General features: G+C 68.9%; 10 protein-coding genes. 5 read left to right on the forward strand and 5 right to left on the reverse strand.

Annotated elements, in window-relative coordinates; genetic code table 11:
- Window positions 1-7: 7 nt before the first annotated feature.
- Window positions 8-2719: an aconitate hydratase AcnA gene (acnA, locus tag DT074_RS11060; protein ID WP_119419909.1), complete on the reverse strand. Its 2712-nt coding sequence runs from the start codon at window positions 2717-2719 to the stop codon at window positions 8-10.
- A gap of 470 nt (window positions 2720-3189) precedes the next feature.
- On the opposite strand from acnA, the gene DT074_RS11065 reads away from it, so the two are divergent.
- The 5 genes from DT074_RS11065 to DT074_RS11085 all read left to right on the forward strand — a co-directional run bounded on the left by DT074_RS11065 (window position 3190) and on the right by DT074_RS11085 (window position 13984).
- Entirely contained in the window at window positions 3190-7959 is a 4770-nt protein-coding gene (locus tag DT074_RS11065) for an alpha-2-macroglobulin family protein (RefSeq protein WP_162914815.1), read from the forward strand.
- Window positions 7956-10025 carry a penicillin-binding protein 1C gene (gene pbpC, locus DT074_RS11070; RefSeq protein ID WP_119419911.1) on the forward strand — a complete coding sequence of 690 codons (2070 nt, stop codon included), beginning with the start codon at window positions 7956-7958 and terminating at the stop codon, window positions 10023-10025. The genes DT074_RS11065 and pbpC overlap by 4 nt, the downstream gene beginning before the upstream one ends.
- A gap of 72 nt (window positions 10026-10097) precedes the next feature.
- Window positions 10098-11342 (forward strand): phenylacetate--CoA ligase family protein, encoded by a 1245-nt coding sequence (locus tag DT074_RS11075; RefSeq protein ID WP_119419912.1) that lies wholly within the window; start codon window positions 10098-10100, stop codon window positions 11340-11342.
- Between the two features lie 54 nt (window positions 11343-11396).
- Window positions 11397-11930, forward strand: coding sequence for a GNAT family N-acetyltransferase (locus tag DT074_RS11080; RefSeq protein ID WP_119419913.1), 534 nt, complete (start codon window positions 11397-11399; stop codon window positions 11928-11930).
- A 122-nt stretch (window positions 11931-12052) separates the two neighbouring features.
- Entirely contained in the window at window positions 12053-13984 is a 1932-nt protein-coding gene (locus DT074_RS11085; RefSeq protein ID WP_119419914.1) for a hybrid sensor histidine kinase/response regulator, read from the forward strand.
- A gap of 57 nt (window positions 13985-14041) precedes the next feature.
- Here the strand turns inward: DT074_RS11085 and DT074_RS28035 are convergent, their stop codons facing one another.
- The 4 genes from DT074_RS28035 to DT074_RS11105 all read right to left on the reverse strand — a co-directional run bounded on the left by DT074_RS28035 (window position 14042) and on the right by DT074_RS11105 (window position 17441).
- Window positions 14042-14425: a DUF4168 domain-containing protein gene (locus tag DT074_RS28035; protein ID WP_162914816.1), complete on the reverse strand. Its 384-nt coding sequence runs from the start codon at window positions 14423-14425 to the stop codon at window positions 14042-14044.
- Window positions 14426-14588: 163 nt separating this feature from the next.
- The gene (locus DT074_RS11095) at window positions 14589-15887 is read right to left on the reverse strand and encodes an FAD-dependent oxidoreductase (RefSeq protein WP_368744607.1); all 1299 of its coding nucleotides are present in this window, start codon (window positions 15885-15887) and stop codon (window positions 14589-14591) included.
- A complete protein-coding gene (locus DT074_RS11100; protein ID WP_119419917.1) occupies window positions 15878-16675 on the reverse strand; it encodes an ABC transporter permease in 798 nt (265 codons plus the stop codon). Before DT074_RS11100 ends, DT074_RS11095 begins: the two co-directional genes overlap by 10 nt.
- Entirely contained in the window at window positions 16665-17441 is a 777-nt protein-coding gene (locus DT074_RS11105) for an ABC transporter ATP-binding protein (RefSeq protein WP_119419918.1), read from the reverse strand. The genes DT074_RS11100 and DT074_RS11105 overlap by 11 nt, the downstream gene beginning before the upstream one ends.

Consider the following 17441-nt stretch of genomic DNA (forward strand, 5'->3'; position numbering starts at 1 on the left):
ACCGAACTCAGGCTGCCTTGCGTGCCTCACCGCCGCTGCCCATCAGGTTGCGCAGCACGTAGTGCAGGATGCCGCCGTGGCGGTAGTACTCGACTTCGTCGAGCGTATCGATCCGGCACTTGAGCTGGACCACCTGCTTGGAGCCGTCCTTGCGGGTGATGGTCATCGGCACGTCCATGCGCGGGCGGATGCCGCTCGCGAGGCCGCCGATATCGATCACCTCGCTGCCGTCGAGGTTCAAGGACTTGCGCGTCACGCCCTCCGGGAACTGCAGGGGCAGCACGCCCATGCCGACCAGGTTGGAACGGTGGATGCGCTCATAGCTCTCCACCACGACCGCCTTGACGCCGAGCAACGCGGTGCCCTTGGCGGCCCAGTCGCGCGACGAGCCGTTGCCGTATTCCTGGCCGGCGAAGATGACGAGCGGCGTGCCCTGCTGGCGATAGCGCATGGCGGCGTCGTAGATCGTCATCGCCTCGCCCGAGGGCTGGAACTTGGTGTCGCCGCCCTCGTGGCCCGCGCCCATCATCTCGTTCTTGATGCGCACATTGGCGAAGGTGCCGCGCATCATTACCTCGTGATTGCCGCGGCGGGCGCCGTACTGGTTGAAGTCCTCGACCTTCACGCCGTGTTCGGTGAGGTAATTGCCGGCCGGCACCGTCTTGCGGATGCCGCCGGCGGGCGAGATATGGTCGGTGGTGATCTTGTCGCCGAAGATCGCCAGGACGCGCGCCGCCTTGATGTCGCCCACCCCCGGCGGCTGCTTCGGCATGCCGTCGAAATAGGGCGGGTTGCGGACATAGGTGGAATCGTCGTCCCAGCTGTAGGTCAGGCCGGCGCCGGTCTTGACCTTCTTCCAGAAGCTGTCGCCGGAGAACACGTCCTTGTAGCGCTTCTTGAACATCGGCGCGGTGACGCATTTCCTCACCGTGTCGGCGATCTCCTTGGACGACGGCCAGATGTCCTTGAGGTAGACCGGCTTGCCCTTCTTGTCGTGGCCGATCGGCTCGCGCGTCACGTCGATGTTGAGGTTGCCGGCCAGCGCGTAGACCACCACCAGCATCGGCGAGGCCAGCCAATTGGCGCGCACGTCCTGGTGCACGCGCGCCTCGAAGTTGCGGTTGCCCGACAGCACCGAGCAGACCGCGAGATCGCCGGAGCGGATCGCGTTGCCGATCGGCTCGGACAGTGGTCCCGAATTGCCGATGCAGGTGGTGCAGCCATAGCCGACCAGATTGAAGCCGAGCTTGGCGAGCTCCTTGTCGAGCTTGGCGCGGGCGAGATACTCGCTCACCACCTGCGAGCCCGGCGCCAGCGAGGTCTTCACCCAGGGCTTCACCTTGAGGCCGAGCTTCGCGGCGTTGCGCGCGACCAGGCCGGCGCCGAGCATGACGCTCGGATTCGAAGTGTTGGTGCAGGACGTGATCGCGGCGATCACCACGTCGCCCTGGCCGAGCGTGTACTTGGTACCCTCCACCGGCACGCGGGCGCTGGCCGGCGCCTTGGAAAGCGTGGGCAAGGCCGCCTTGAATGCCGCCGCCACGTCGGGAAGGGCGACGCGTCCTTCCGGCCGAGAGGGGCCGGCCATCGAGGGCACGACCGAGCCGAGATCGAGCGAGAGCGTGTCGGTGAATACCGGCTCCGGCGTCTTCGGGCCGCGCCAGAGGCCCTGCTTCTTGGCGTAAGCCTCGACCAGGGCAATGCGCGCTGCTGAGCGGCCGGAGCCCTTGAGATAGCGCATCGTCTCGCCATCGACCGGGAAGAAGCCGCAGGTGGCGCCATACTCCGGCGCCATGTTGGCGATGGTGGCGCGGTCGGCGAGCGGCAGGCCGTCGAGGCCCGGTCCGTAGAACTCGACGAACTTGTTCACCACGCCCTTCTTGCGCAGCATCTGGGTGACGGTCAGCACGAGGTCGGTCGCCGTGGTGCCTTCCTTCAGCTTGCCGGTCAGGCGGAAGCCAATCACCTCGGGGATCAGCATCGAGATCGGCTGACCGAGCATGGCCGCCTCCGCCTCGATGCCGCCGACGCCCCAGCCCAGCACCGAGAGGCCGTTGACCATGGTGGTGTGGCTGTCGGTGCCGACCAAGGTGTCCGGATAGGCGATCTCGCTCTTGCCCGCCTTCGAGGTCCAGACCGTCTGGGCGAGGTATTCCAGGTTGACCTGGTGGCAGATGCCGGTGCCGGGCGGCACGACGCGGAAATTGTCGAACGCCTTCTGGCCCCAGCGCAGGAAGGCATAGCGTTCGCCGTTGCGCTCGTATTCGAGCTTGACGTTCTCCTTGAACGCCCTGGGCGAACCGAAGACGTCGACCTGCACAGAGTGGTCGATGACGAGATCGACCGGCGAGAGCGGGTTGATCTTGTTCGGGTCGCCGCCCTTGGCGGCCATGGCGTCGCGCATGGCGGCGAGGTCCACCACGGCGGGCACGCCGGTGAAGTCCTGCATCAGCACGCGGGCGGGGCGGAAGGCGATCTCGCGGTCGGAGGTCTTCTTCTTGAGCCAGGCGCCGATCGCCTTGATGTCCTCGACCGTGACGGTGGTGCCGTTCTCCTGCCGGAGCAGGTTCTCCAGCAGCACCTTCATCGAGAAGGGCAGGCGGGTGAAGTCGACCTTCAGCGCCTTGGCGGCGGCCTCGATGGAGAAGTACTCGTAGGTCTTGGCGCCGACCTTGAGCTTCTTGCGTGTCTTCAGGGTGTCGTTGCCGACCGTCGTCACGGGCTCCTCCTAGGATATGGCCCGAAGCCGCCGTACCGGGACCGACCCCATCGTTCCCCCCCTGCTTCGGGCCGCGTATTCGTGCCCCAATTCGCCGACTCTGCCAAGCGTGATCGGGGCAAAGCGGCTGCGAAACCCGCATGGAAGTGTTGCGGCGGCGACACGATCGCCGATTCTCGCTGCGCCGCAACCAGAACGACATCGCACGCCACAGCTCTGCCGCAATCTGGGCGAGGCTTGCTCTCGCACGCACGGGAGGTGTGCCAGCGATGCGTAAGGGGCTTTGGGCCGCTCTGGCGGCCGGGGTGGTGGTTGTCGGAGCCGGGGCGGGATTCTGGTTCGGGGGCATTGGAAGGGGAGACCGCGAGCCGGCGCCAAGCCAGGCGCCGCCGGCGCCCACGGCGCCGCAGGCGGAGACCCGACCTCCTGCCGCCGCAGCGCCGGCCGCGAGCCAGCCTGTCGCCCGCGAGATGGCATTCGCCGGCGTCCAGGTCGAATATGACGGCGAAACGCCGGAAGCCTGCCTCCGCTTCACCCAGGCGCTGGCCCCCGAGGGGCAGAACTACCGCGATTTCCTCGATCTGAGACAAGGCTTCAACCCGGCGGTCCGGGTCGACGGCGACCGGCTCTGCCTCGCCGGCCTGCAATACGGCACCGAATACCAGGTGACGATCCGGGCGGGCCTCCCGGCTGCATCGGGTGCCCGCACCACGGCGCCGGAGACCGTGCCGCTCAGTCTGGCCGAGCGGCCGCCCTATATCGGCATCGTCGGCTCCGGCTTCGTGCTGCCGCGCGAAGGCAGCAGCGGCCTGCCGGTCGAGACCATCAATCTCGACCGGGTCGAGGTGCAGGTGCTGCGCATCGGCGACCGTGCCCTGCCGACCGAGGCGCGCCAGCTGCTGGCCAACCGCCAGCTCTATCGCTGGACCGTGCAATCGATTGCCGCCCAGCGGGCGACCCTGCTCTGGCAAGGCCAGATGGATGTCGCGCGTCGGCCGAATCAGCGGGTGGTGACCTCATTCCCGATCGCCGAGGCGATCAAGGAGCGCAAGCCCGGCGCCTATCTGGTCGTCGTGAGCAAGCCCGGGGCCGTGCGGCTGGCCGGCGGCGCCGACACCACCGATGACGAGGAATACGAGGAGGACTACGCTGGCACAGCGCCGTTCGCGGCGCGGCTGATCGTCGAGACCGACACCGCGCTGACCACGCTGCAGGGCCAGGACGGCACCTTTGTCTTCGCCCGCTCGATCCTGACCGCCAAGCCGCTCGCCGGCATCGAACTCGCGCTGATCTCGGCCGGCAATGACGAGCTGGCGCGCGGCAAGACCGATGCCGACGGCCGGCTGAAGCTCGATCCCGGATTGCTGCGCGGAGCCGGCGGGGCCGCGGCGTCCATGCTGCTCGCCTTCGGCGGTGGCGGCGATCTGGCCGTGCTGGACCTGCGCCGGCCGGCTTTCGACTTCTCCGACCGCGGCGTGACCGGCCGGCCGTCGCCCGGCCCGCTCGATGCCTACCTCTATGCCGATCGCGGTATCTACCGGCCGGGCGAGACGGTGCATCTTGTGGCGCTGCTCAGGGACGCTGCGGCGCAAGCCGTCGAGGGCCTGCCGCTGACCCTCGCGATCACGCGGCCGAACGGTGTCGAATATCGTCGGCTGGCCCTGGAAGCGAAGCCCGCCGGCGGGTTCCAGCACGATTTCACCCTGCCGGAATCGGCGGCGCGCGGCGTCTGGGCGGTGACCGCGCATGCCGATCCGAAGGGGCCGGCGATCGGCCGGGTCGAAGTGGACGTGCAGGATTTCGTGCCGGAACGGCTGAAGGTCACGGCGGCGACGGCGGCGAAGCGACTGCGTCCGACGGCACCGCTGGAAGTCGAGATCGAGGCCTTGTTCTTGTACGGCGCGCCGGCGGCCGAACTCGATGTGGAGGCGGAGATCAAGCTGCTGCCCGACAAGCAGCCGTTCCCGAACCTGAAAGGCTGGCAGTTCGGCCGCGAAGACGACCGCTTCACCGAGGAGGTGGTGAGCCTCAATGTCGAGGCGACCGACGCCGAGGGCAAGGCAAAGGCGACCGGCGCGCTGAAACAGCTCGCCGAGGTGAGCTGGCCGCTGCAGGCCATGGTGACGGTCGGCGTGTTCGAGCCGTCCGGCCGGGTGGTGCAGGACCGGGTGATGCTGCCCTTCGTCAACCGCGAGGTGCTGCTCGGCATTCGCCCGACCTTCGCCGACCGGCGCGTGCAGGAAGGCAGCGAGGCGGTGCTGGAAGTCGCGGCCTTCGACGCCGACGGTGCCCGGATCGCGCGCGAGCAGGTCCGCTGGCGGCTCTACAAGGAGTGGACCGACTACACCTGGTACCAGGATGGCGGCCGCTGGCTGTATCGCAGCAATACGCGTGACCGGTTGGCACGCGAGGGTCTCGCGAATATCGCCGCCGATACGCCGCTGCAGCTGCGTGAGCCACTCGACTGGGGCCGCTACCGGCTGGTGGTCGACGACGCGGCGAGCGGCGCCTCCTCGTCCTACCGCTTCCGCGTCGGCTGGGCGCCGACCACCGATGCGGCCGACATCCCCGACAAGGTCGAGGTGCTGGTGGAGAAGGAGGCGCATGCGGCCGGCAGCAATGCCCGTGTGCGCATCGTGCCGCCGGGGCCCGGCGAGCTGATGATCGCGGTGGCCGGCGACCGGATCTACGAGACCCGGAGCTTAAGCGTTACCGGCGCGGAAGCGACCATCGAGGTCGCGGTGGACGCGGCCTGGGGGCCGGGCGCCTATGTGCTGGCGAGCTGGTATCGCCCGCTGAACCAGGGCAAGCCGCGCGATCCGCTGCGCGCGGTCGGGCTGGCCTGGATCGGGATCGATACCAGCGACCGCGTGCTGGCGGTCGAGCTCGGCGCGCCGGAAAAGATCACGCCGGAGGCTAGGCTGAGCGTGCCGCTGGTGGTCAAAGGCGTCGCGGCTGGGGAGACCACCTTCGTCACCCTGGCCGCGGTCGACGAGGGCATCCTGCAGCTCACTCGCTTCGTCTCGCCCGATCCGGCGAAGCACTATTTCGGCAAGCGCCGGCTCGGCATCGACTATCGCGACGATTACGGCCGTCTGCTGGACGGCAATGCCGGTCCGGCGGGCCGGCTGCGCTCCGGCGGCGACGGCATCGGCGGCGCCGGTCTCGCGGTGGTGCCGACCAGGTCGGTGGCGCTGTTCTCCGGTCCCATCCAGGTCGATGCCGAGGGCAAGGCGACCGTTGCGCTCGACGTGCCGGATTTCGTCGGCCAGCTCCGCCTGATGGCGGTTGCCTACGGCAAGTCGAAGGTGGGCAAGGGCGAGGGCAAGGTCATCGTCCGCTATCCGCTGGTGGCCGATGCGTCCTTCCCGCGTTTCCTGGCGCCGCGCGACCAGAGCCGGATGACCCTGCTGGTGCACAATGTGGAAGCACCGGCCGGCGAGTATCGGCTGGCGCTGAAGGCGACCGGGGCCGTCGCGCTCGAAGGCAGCACGAACCTCGCCTATCCGCTGGCGGCGAACGAGCGGCGGATCGAGGCGATCGGCCTGGTCGGGCACCATGTCGGCATCGGTACCATCGATCTGGAAGTGACGGGGCCGGGCGACCTGAAGTTCCGTCGGGAATGGCAGATCGCCGTGCGCTCGCCGCATTACCCGATCACCTTGGAGCAGGAAGCGGTCCAGGCGCCGGGCGTCGCCTATACGGTCGACCCCAAACTGCTGGAGCCGTTCGAGCCGGGCTCAGCCTCGGTCGCGGTCAACTACAGCACGGTGCGCGGCATCGACGTCGCCGGGCTGGTGCAGTCGCTCGACCGCTATCCCTATGGCTGCACCGAGCAGATCACCAGCCGGGCCCTGCCGCTCGTGCTGGCGGGCGAACTCGCCGCCCTGGCCGGGCCGACCGACACGCGGCGCGCACCGGAGCGGAAGCGCGAGGTGCAGAAGGCGATCGACACCGTGCTCGACCGGCAGGACGAGAGCGGCTCGGTCGGGCTCTGGCGCTACGGCGACAATGCCGCCTGGCCGTGGGTCGAAGCGATGGCGATCGAGCTGCTGATCCGTGCCAAGGAGGCAGGCTATGTCATCCCCGACAGCGCCGTCCGCCTCGGGCTCGGCCGTCTCGACAGGATCGGCCGGAGCGGCGGCGAGCGCAGCTACGAGATCGATCCCGCCTCCGCGCGGTCGTTGACGCTGGCCGACCGTGCCTATGCACTCGCGGTGCTGTCGCAGCGCGGCGCGGTCGATATCGGCGTGTTGCGCCAGCTGCACGACGTATCGATCACCGGCATGCGCGGCACCATGGGCGCGGCGCTGCTCGGCGCCGCGCTCGCCAATGCCGGCGATCGCGGCCGCGCCGCCAATGCCTTCCGCGAGGCGCGGGCGGGGATGGGTCAGTCGGTGCGCGGCGACTACTACGGCTCGCCGCTGCGCAATGTCGCCGGTGTTCTGGCGCTGGCGGTGGAGAGCAAGGCGGGTCTCGAGTTGCAGCCGATCTTCGACGAGCTGCAGCGGCTGAAGCGGGCACCGGAGAGCATGACGACGCAGGAGAAGCTGTGGCTGACCCGAGCCGCCGCGGCGATGCTGCGCGACGGCGAGCTCGGGCTCGGCGTGACCGGCATCACCCGCGTCACCGCCAAGGGCGCCTACGCGTTCCGCCCGACCCCGGCAGAGATCGCGAGCGGCTTCACGGTCACCAACCTGGTCGATCGCGAGGCCTATCGCACCGTGGTCGTGCATGGTGCGCCGCGCGAGGCGCCGCCGGCGCTCGGGGCCGGATTCACCGTGGAGAAGAAGCTCTTCACCTTGAAGGGTGATCCGGTCGAGGCCGGGCGGGCGATGCAGCACGATCGCATCCTGGTCTCGATCACCGCCAAACCGCGCGACCGCGCCTATCGCCAGGCCGTGCTGGTCGACCTGCTGCCCGCGGGGTGGGAGATCGAGAGCATCGTGCCGCGGGGCGAGGATGGCGGTTCGGCCTATCCGTTCCTGCCCGCCATCTCGCGGGCGCGGCTGCGCGAGGCCCGGGACGACCGGCTGGTCGCGGCCGTCGATGTGGGGCCGCCGCCTTACCGCTACTACTGGGGCGAGGAGGAAGACAGGGGCGACCTCCATGTTGCGTATATCGCGCGCGCCGTCGTGCCCGGCCGCTACACTTTGCCGGGTGCGGTGGTGGAGGACATGTACCGCGCCGGATTCATGGGCCGCACCGCCACGATGACGACCGTGGTCGAAGGAAAATGATCGGCCGCCGCTTGCAGCGCTGGCTGATCGGCGCGGTGGGGGCGCTTGTCGCCCTCGTCGCCGCCGATCGGCTGCTGCCGCCGGATCTCTCCAAGCTCGACGACCTCTCGGTCGTGGTCGCCGACCGGCGGGGCGAGCCGCTCCGCATCTATCTGTCGCGCGACCAGCAATATCGGCTGCCGGTGGCGCTGGAGCAGGTCGACCGCCGCTATGTCGACCTGCTGCTGGCCTACGAGGATGCGCGCTTCGCCACCCATCCCGGCATCGACCCGCTGGCGGTTGCGCGTGCGCTGCGGCAATGGGCGGATAACGGCCGCGTGGTTTCCGGCGCCTCGACCCTGACCATGCAGGTGGCGCGGCTGCTGGAGCCCAGGCCGCGCACATTCGGCGCGAAGATCGTTGAATCGCTCCGCGCGCTGCAGCTCGAATGGCGCTACAGCAAGGACGAGATCCTCGGCATCTATCTCACGCTGGCGCCGTTCGGCGGCAACCTGCAGGGCATCGAAGCGGCGACGCGTGCCTATTTCGGCAAGGGACCGGCTGAGCTGACGCTCGGCGAGGTGGCTCTGCTGATTGCGTTGCCGCAATCGCCGACAGCGCGGCGGCCCGACCTGGCGCCGGAGCGGGCGCGGGCAGCAGCGCATCGGGTGCTGGACCGGCTGGCCGCGGCTGGCGCCATCACGGACGTGGCGGCGCGCGAGGCGAAGCAGGAACGGCTGGCCGATGCGAGGCTGCGCTTTCCGTTCGCCGCGCCGCATCTCGCCGACCGGCTGCGCCGCGGCGGTGCGTCCTTCGTGCACACGACGATCGATGGCGACCTGCAGCGGTCGATGGAAGGGCTTGCCACGCGGGAAGCCGGGGCGATCGCCGACGGCGCCACCATCGCCGTGATCGTGGTGGAGCACGAGGGGCGTCGTGTCGCGGCCTATATCGGCGGGCACGATTATTTCTCGGCGCAAGGCCAGGTCGATGCCGCGCGGGCCGTGCGCTCGCCCGGGTCGACGCTCAAGCCGCTGATCTATGCCTTCGCCTTCGACGACCTGACCCTGCATCCCGAGACCAAGATCGCCGACACGCCGATCCGCTTCGGCAACTGGGCGCCGCGCAATTTCGATCGTGGCTTCCGTGGCGAAGTGACGGTGCGCGAGGCGCTGCAGCAATCGCTCAATCTGCCCGCCGTGGCCGTGCTCGATCGGATCGGGGCGGACCGCTTCCGCGCCGGGCTGCAGCAAGCCGGCATCCGCCTTGACCTGCCGCGCGCCGCGCAGGCGGCGGGCCTGCCGATCGCGCTGGGCGGTGCGGGCACCACGCTCAACGACCTGGTGACGCTCTATGCCGGGCTCGCCAATCATGGCCGCATAGCGCCGTCCCGGCTGCTGATGGACGATGCAGGCGCGGAGCCGGTGCAGCTCGTGAGCGCGAGTGCTGCCTGGTATGTCGCCCGCATCCTCGCCGATGCACCGCGGCCGGACGCCCTGTTCGCCCTGGCGGCCGAAGGCGATCGCCGCCGCGTGGCGTACAAGACCGGCACGTCCTACGGCTTCCGCGATGCCTGGGCGATCGGCTGGTCGGCCAGCCACACGATCGGCGTCTGGGTCGGGCGGCTCGACGGCACGCCCCGGCCGGGGCAGTACGGCCGCAATACTGCGGCGCCGATCCTGTTCAAGGCCTTCGATCTGGTGCCGGGAAATCGCGGCCTGACCGACGACCCGCCGCCGGACGCCGCCATTGCCGGCGCGCCGAACCGCCGGCTGCCGGTCGCGCTGAAGAAGTTCCGGCCCAAGGGCGGCGTCGAGCCGGAACAGGGGGGGGCTCTCCGCATCGCCTTTCCGCCCGATGGCAGCACGATCGAGCGCGACCGCGATGTCAGCGGACTCGTGGATGCGCTGCCCTTCGAGGCGCTGGGCGGCACGCCGCCCTATCGCTGGCTGGTCAATGGCCGCCTACTGGCGCCGAGCGAGCGCTTTGCCGAAGCGCGCTGGACGCCGGACGGGGAAGGCTTCGCCCGTATCGTCGTGGTCGACGCCAAGGGAAGGGCGGCGCATGCCGACATTCGCGTGAAGTGAGGCGTCGCGGCGGCGCTTGACCGCCTTGGCCCGCCTCCTTGAAAGTCGGTGGCAAAGCCAAGGGAGGCTGGGATGGCGGCGGACCGCAAGTACTACAGCGAACTTGAGATGCGCGACCCGGGCGAGCGCGAGGCGGCGCTGATGGCGCAGCTCGCCAAGCAAATCGCACATGCCAAGGCGAACTCGGCGCATTTCGGCGCGGTGCTGAAGGATGTCGATGCCGCCGCCGTGTCGAGCCGCGCGGCGCTGGCCAAGCTGCCGGTCACGCGCAAGGGCGACCTCAAGGATCTGCAGGCGAAGTCGAAGCCGTTCGGCGGGCTGAACGCCTGGCCGCTCGCCCGGATGAGCCATGTGTTCCAGTCGCCCGGTCCGATCTACGAGCCGGGGGCCAAGGGCGAGGACAATTGGGGCTTCGCGCGGGCGCTCTGGGCCGCGGGTGCCCGGCCCGGCATGCTGGTGCACAACACCTTCTCCTACCATCTGGTCCCGGCCGGCCTGATGGTGGAGGGCGGCGCTCGGGCGATCGGCTGCCCGGTCTTCCCCGGCGGCGTCGGCAATACCGAACTGCAGGTACAGGCGATCAACGACCTCAAGCCCGCCGTCTACGCCGGTACGCCGTCCTTCCTGAAGATCCTGCTGGAGAAGGCGCGTGAGCTGAAGTTCGACACGTCGAGCCTTCGGCACGCCTCGGTCGGCGCCGAGGCCTTGCCGCCTTCGCTTCGCGCTGCGATCAAGGAGCTCGGCGTGTTCGCGATCCAGAGCTACGGCACGGCCGATGTCGGCGTGATCGCATACGAGACCGAGGCGCTGGAAGGCATGGTGATCGACGAGAATGTGATCGTCGAGATCGTGCGGCCCGGCACCGGCGAGCCGGTGGCCGAGGGCGATGTCGGCGAGGTGGTGGTGACGACCTTCAACCCGGCCTATCCGCTGATCCGCTTCGGTACCGGCGATCTCTCGGCCGTGCTGCCGGGGCGGAGTCCCTGCGGCCGCACCAATACGCGGATCAAGGGCTGGATGGGCCGGGCCGACCAGACAACCAAGATCCGCGGCATGTTCGTGCATCCGACCCAGGCCGGCGACGTGGCCAAGCGGCATCCCGAAATCGGCAGGATCCGCATCGAGGTGACGACCAGGAACAATCTCGACGACATGGTGGTGAAGTGCGAGGCCAAGGCGTCGGGCGAAGCGCTGGCCGCGGCCATCGCGGATAGCGTCGTCGCGGTCTGCAAGGTGCGCGGCCGGGTCGAGCTGGTGGCGCCCGGCAGCCTGCCCGACGACGGCAAGGTGATCGCCGACCTGCGCAGCTATGCGTGAGTTTCGCGGCCGTGCTATAGAGGTCTAGACAACCTCTGGAACACGCGGCGCGGGATGACGAACGAAGTTCTGGTGCGACCGGCGGTGACCGCCGATATGGCCGCAGTGCAGGCGATCTACGCCCATCACGTTCGGCACGGCCTCGCCTCCTTCGAGGACGATCCGCCCTCGCTCGACGAGGTCATCCGGCGCTGGCGCGACGTCGTCGATCGCGACCTGCCCTATGTGGTCGCCGAGCAGGGCGGCGAGATACTGGGATACGCTTATGCCGGCCCGTATCGCACCCGGCCGGCCTATCGCTACACGCTGGAGAATTCGGTCTATGTGCGCGAAGGCCTGCAGCAGCGCGGCGTCGGCCGGGCCGCGATGCGGGTTGTGCTGTCCGAATGTGCGGCCCGCGGCTACCGGCAGATGATCGCCGTGATCGGCGACAGCGCGAACGAGGGATCGATCCGGCTGCATGAGCGGCTCGGCTTCGCCCGCGTCGGCCTGCTGACCGCCGTCGGCTTCAAGTTCGGTCGATGGGTCGACAGTGTGCTCATGCAGCGCAGCCTCGGTGAAGGGGAAAAATCGCCCCCGCTCCGTTGATCGGTTGAAAAATATCAGCTAAAAGCACTGATTGCGCGCGCCGAACCAATTCGCTCTACAATGTGTAGGAACCACTTGGGCAGTTTCTGCGTCTCGCCAAGTGGAACGGGGCGGCATTGGCGATGCGGGATCCTGCAAGTGACGCTCGATTGCTGCGCGCGGTGGTCGATACCGCCGTCGATGGGGTGATCCTGATCGACGAAGCCGGCATCGTTCAGATGTTCAATCCCGCTTGCGAGCGCTTGTTCGGCTACGCCGCAGCTGACGTGCTCGGCCGCAACGTCAAGATGCTGATGCCGTCACCGTTTCAGGAGGCACATGACGGCTATGTCGCGAACTACCGGCGCACCGGCGAAAAGAAGATCATCGGCATCGGTCGCGAAGTGCTGGGGCGCCGTCGCGACGGCACGACCTTTCCGATGCATCTCTCGGTCGGGGAGGCGAAGCTCGACGAGGGCACTGCTTTCGTCGGCATCATCCACGACCTGACCGAGCGCGAGCGCACCGCCTGGGCGCTGCGCGAAGGGGCCGAGCGGCTGGAAGCGGTGGTGGCCACCGCGGTCGATGGCGTCATCCTGATTGACGAGGCCGGCTCCATCCAGATGTTCAACCCGGCATGCGAGCGCCTGTTCGGCTATCGCGCCGAGGAGGTGGCCGGCCAGAACGTCCGGCTGCTGATGCCGGAGCCGTTTCGCAGCGAGCACGACGCCTACCTTGCCAACTATCGCCGCACCGGCGAGCGCAAGATCATCGGTATCGGCCGCGAGGTGACGGGACGGCGCAAGGACGGGACGACCTTCCCGATGGATCTCTCCGTCGGCGAGGCGCGCCAGCAGGGCGCGCCGGTCTTCGTCGGCGTGATCCACGATCTGACCGAGCGGAAGCGCACCGAGGAACAGCTGGTGCAGGCGCAGAAGATGGAAGCGGTCGGGCAGCTTTCGGGCGGCATCGCGCACGACTTCAACAACCTACTGACCGTCATCATCGGCAATGCCTCGGCACTGAGCGACAAGCTGAGGGCGCGGCCGGACCTGAAGCGGCAGATCGACGACATCGTCGCCGCCGGGGACCGCGGCGCGGAGCTGACGCGCCGGCTGCTCGCCTTCGGCCGGCGGCAGACGCTGATGCCGAAGGAGATCGACTGCAATCGGCTGATCGACGGCATGCAGAAGCTGCTGCGCCGCACCTTGCGGGAGGATATCGAGATCCAAACCGCGACCGATTCCGGGTTGTGGCCTGCCTTCTGCGATCCAAGTCAACTCGAAAGCGCCATCCTCAACCTGGCGCTCAATGCACAGGATGCGATGCCGAAGGGCGGCAACCTCGTCATCACCACGGCCAATATGCCGCTCGACGACGCCTATCGCGACCGCTACCCCGAAGTGCTGGCCGGTCACTATGTGCTGGTCTCGGTCACCGACGACGGCGAAGGCATGCCGCCCGACGTGCTGGAGCGGGTGTTCGAGCCCTTCTTCACCACCAAGGAAGTCGGCAAAGGCAGCGGTTTGGGCTTGAGCATGGTCTATGGCTTCGTCAAACAGTCGGGTGGGCATGTCAGCCTGTACAGCGAGCCCGGCCTTGGCACCACGGTGCGCATGTACCTGCCGGCGAGCGAGACTGTGGCGGCGGCGGCACGAGCGTCGCCGTCGGAGCCGGCGACCGAGGCATCGGTCCCGCCGCGCGGGCGTGAGCGGATCCTGGTGGCGGAGGACGATCCTTTTGTCCGGGCCTTTGCCATCGGCTCGCTCGAGAGTCTGGGCTATGAGGTGATCCCGGCGATGGACGGGCGCGAGGCCTTGGCCCGGCTCAGCCACGAGCAGCATGTCGACCTGCTGTTCACCGACATCGTGATGCCGGGCGGCCTCAACGGCTGGGAACTCGCCGATCGGGCGCGGCTGCTCAAGCCGGAGCTCAAAGTCCTGCTGACCTCCGGTTACGCCGTCGAGACTCTGGCGGAGCGAGGGCGCTTGCGGCCCGGCACCGTGTTCCTGAACAAGCCCTATCGCAAGGCCGACCTTGCCATGCGCGTGCGCGAGGCGCTGGACACGCCGTAGAGGAGACGGTCGCGGAGTATCCAGCGCTTCTCGCGCCTGCCTGCCACCCCGGAAGTGCTAGTTGCTGGCCTTCGGCAGGCGCTGGAGGATCTTCTGGTGCACGTCCGGGTTGTTGCGCGCTTCCTCCATGATCGAGCTGTATTCCTGCAGGGAGAGGCCCTGATCGGTGATCGCCTTTTCGATCCTGGCATTGGCCTCGTCGACGATGCGCTGCTTCTCGGCCGGCGGCGCCGCGGCCAGCTGCTCGCGGTAGTCGCGCGATAGGCTGGCCACCTGCACGGTGGCCGCGGCCGCCTTGTCGAGCTTCTCGTCCGGAATGGTCTCTGCGGGCTTGGTGGGCGCGGTCGAGGGAGGTTGGGTCTGCGCGATCACCGCCGGGGCGGAGAGGAGGCAGGCGGCGCCGACCAAGGTGGCGGCGAGAGTCCGCATCGATGGTCGCATGTCGATCTCCTTCTGTGCTGTGCCAGGGTGACCCGCAGCGCGGGGCCTCATCGCAACGGCAGCTTGGCGAACGCGTTGCCGGCGGGGCTGTGAGATTTGGGCGAGAACGGTAGGACGCGCGCGCAGAGCGGCAGCGCGGCATGAAGACCCTGAACTTCTTGCGTCAGTCGCGCCGTTCCAGGTTGTCGTGGAGACGCCGCTGCAAAGCTGCGATGTCGATCTGATGCAGCGAGCCGGCGCCGGCGAGGTCGAGCGCATGCGCGGCGGCAGCACCCATCGCGATGCAAGGGCCCATGACGCGCACCGAGGCGAGGCCGGCCGGATCGCCGTCGATGCAGCGGCCGGCGGCAATCAAATTGTCGGCCTCCGGCGGCAGCATGCTGCCGAGCGGGATCCAGTGCATGTGGTCGTCGCCGAATTCCTCCCAATGGACGCCATCAGGCCGGTCGTGCAGCTCGATCGGCCAGGAGCAGCGGCCGATCGCGTCAGAGAAACGCACGCCCTGGCGCACCTCGTCGGCGGTCAGGTGGTGCCGTCCCTTGATCCAGCGGGTCTGGCGGATGCCGAGCTGGCCAAAGGTGCGGATGCGTGCCTTGCCGAGCGCTGCCGGATATTCGCTGCGCAGGAAGGCGAGCAGGCGGTCGGCCTGGTCGCGGCCGTCGAGCTGGGCGCGAGCATGGCCGACCGGATCGAGCGGCGTCGCCACATGCGTCATGTTCACCAGGACAGTGTCCTTGTCCGGGGCTGCGAACAGGAATCCGTCATGGCGCCGGATGCCATGCGCATTGCCCTTGGCCTCCAGCCGCTGCTGCAGTTCCTTCCGGTCGAGCTTCGCCAGGGCCGCGGGATCGGCGCCTTCCAGCACGAACATCTGGGTGCCGAAGATCGGCGTCGCCGGTTCGCGGCAGGCAAGGCCGGCTTGCCAGGCCAGCGCCGCGTCGCCCGAGGCGTCGACGAAACTTGCCGCTTTCACCTCGGCCGGACCGAAGCGCGTGGCAAGCTTGAGCCCTGTCAACCGGCGGCCGTCGCGTTCGACCTCGATCAGCTGGGCGCCGAGCAGCAGGTCGATGCCGGGCGTCGCGGCGATGGTGCGCTCCACCCAGCGCGCCAGCGCGGTTTCGCTGTACTGCACGATGATCGTGTTGCGCCGGCCGCGGATGGGGTGCAGCACGCCCTCGGCGCCGAGCTCGCGCAGGATCTCGTCGGCGATGCCATGCGTAACCTGATGGGGGTTTGGCCCGTTGGAGTAGAGCCCGCAAAAGGTGCCGATCACCGCGCCGACCGCCTGGCCGCCCAGCTGCGGCGCGCCATCGATCAGGACGACTTTGCGGCCGAGCCGCGCGGCTTCGAGCGCCGCCGATACGCCGCTGATCCCGGCGCCCAGCACGGCGATGTCGGCGGTGAAGGCGGGTGGCGCACCGGCTTGCCGGGCGACGATGCGGGTCTCGAGATTCAACGCCATCGCAGCAGCCATTTCTCCAGGGCGCCGATGCCGGCAGCCACCAGCAATCCCATGATGGAGAGCAGCACGACACCAGCGATCAGCTTGTCGGTCTGCATTAAATTCCCAGCGCCGAGCACCAGCGCGCCGACGCCGTGCTCGGCGCCGATCATCTCCGCTGCCGTCACCAGAATGAGCGCGATCGAGGCGGCGATGCGGAAGCCGCCGAGGATGCCCGGCATGGCGCCCGGCGCCACGATCTTCAGCACGATGGCGAAGGCCGGCATGCCGAAGCTCTGGGCCATCCGGATCAGGTTGCGCGGCACGCCGTCGACCGCCGTCTTGGTCGCCAGCGCGGTCGGGAAGAAGACGCCGAGCGCGATGGTCGCCACTTTCGAGGGCTCGCCGATGCCAAGCCAGAGGATCAGGAGCGGCAGCAGCGCGATCTTCGGGATCGGGAACAGGGCCGAGACGATCGGCAGGCCGACCGCGCGGGCGAGCGACACGATTCCCATGGCGAAGCCGACGGCAAGTCCTGCCGCAGCACCGATGGCGAAGCCGATCGCGATGCGCTGCACGCTGGCGATCAGGTGCAGTGTGAGCTCGCCGCTCGCCCACATGCGGCCGAGCGCCGTAATCACCGCCTCGGGGCTCGGCATGAACAGGTCCGGCAACAGCCCGGCCGCCGAGGCGATCTGCCAGGCGCCGAGGATGGCCGCCGCCGCGATCCAGGGTGCGGTACGTCCCGGACGCGGCTCGAAGCCTCCCGCGCGGAAGTCGACCGGGCGCGCGGCGGCGTCAGGCGGCATCGACGATCTCGCGGTCGGCCGCCGCCGCTTCCGGCCGGATCGACTGCCAGAGCCGGTCGTGCAGCGCCGTCAGGGCGGCGGCGTGGCCTGGTTCGCCGCGCATCTCGCGCGGCACCGGCACCTCGATCAGGTCCTTGAGCCGCCCCGGCCGGCGCGACAGCACGGCGATGCGGTCGGCGAGGCGGAGCGCCTCCATCAGGTTGTGCGTGACGTAGACCGTCGTGGTGCGTTCGCGGGCCCAGATGGCGAGTAGCTCCTCCTGGAGCAATTCCCGCGTCTGCGCGTCGAGGGCCGAGAGCGGCTCGTCCATCAACAACACTGCCGGCCGCACCACGATGGCACGCGCGATGCCGACCCGCTGGCGCATGCCGCCCGACAGCTGCTTCGGATAGGCGTCCGCGAAGTCGGCGAGCCCGGTGAGGGCGAGTGCATCGGCGATCCGTCGGTGCCGCTCGCCGCGCGACAATGGATGGTGTTCCAGCGCTAGCCCGACATTGCCGGCGACGCTGCGCCACGGGAGCAGAGCGAAGTCCTGGAACACATAGGTGAGCGCGTTGAGGCAGCCTTGGGGCGCATCGCCGACGATCGCCGCGCGGCCGGCGGTCGGGCGGATCAGCCCGCCCAGGATGCCGAGCAGGGTGGACTTGCCACAGCCGCTCGGCCCGATGACGGCGAGGATCTCGCCTTCGCGGACGGAGAGATCGATGCCGTCGAGGACATCGAGCGCGCCATAGCGATGCCCGATGCCCTCGGCTCTCAGTTCCAT

This window comes from Desertibaculum subflavum, from assembly GCA_003576705.1.
GTDB classification, from domain to species: Bacteria; Pseudomonadota; Alphaproteobacteria; order Ferrovibrionales; family Ferrovibrionaceae; genus Desertibaculum; species Desertibaculum subflavum.